The following is a 666-nucleotide window of genomic DNA, read 5'->3' on the forward strand; positions in this document are numbered from 1 at the left end:
GATGGTGGATGAAGAGAACAATCCCACACAAGCATGGGAACACATGAATGTGGGGATTGTAGTTTCCACAAACAGCAATATTTAAGGTTGGCATTTACGGCTATTTTTATATTTTTTACAAAAAGGGCTGTTCAAGCGCTTCTTGACACTGCGCTGTGGAATGACAGCGCCAGGACGACAAATCGGAAGGTTTTCGGCTTTATGATTTCCACACCATCCCCCCCCCCACATCATATTTATAGCGGAACCCTGCTTGAAGCATGCAAGCATCAATGGTTGCCATTTGATTGAAACTGCGATTATCGTTTTCTGGATCGCGATCATAAGGGGTTGGCATGCCACATTCTAACAAGGCTTTTCCTACCTCAGTAAAATCAGTAACACCATTTTTCTCCCACGCAGCCACATCTCCTGGAGGAAGTTTGTTAAACTGACATCCTGTTATGATAAACAAAATTACCGCACCTAATAGCTTTAGAGTTTGTTTCATTTTTCCCCTCTTTGAATGGACTTCTTTTTAATGCAATGGCTTGAAAGCCTGTTGATATTTTCTGCCACCGCTGTTTCAAACAACGGTGAACAATATTGAGATGGTGGATGAAGAGAACAATCCCACACAAGCATGGGAACACATGAATGTGGGGATTGTAGTTTCCACAAACAGCA

At 42.5% G+C, this 666-nt stretch carries 1 pseudogene; it reads right to left on the minus strand.

The window, feature by feature from the left end:
* Positions 1–81: 81 nt before the first annotated feature.
* Positions 82–490: pseudogene (locus ACFINS_RS10540) on the minus strand (hypothetical protein).
* Positions 491–666 lie beyond the last annotated feature (176 nt).

Origin of the sequence: Bartonella sp. AA2SXKL (genome assembly GCF_042197205.1) — a bacterium.
Classification (GTDB): domain Bacteria; phylum Pseudomonadota; class Alphaproteobacteria; order Rhizobiales; family Rhizobiaceae; genus Bartonella.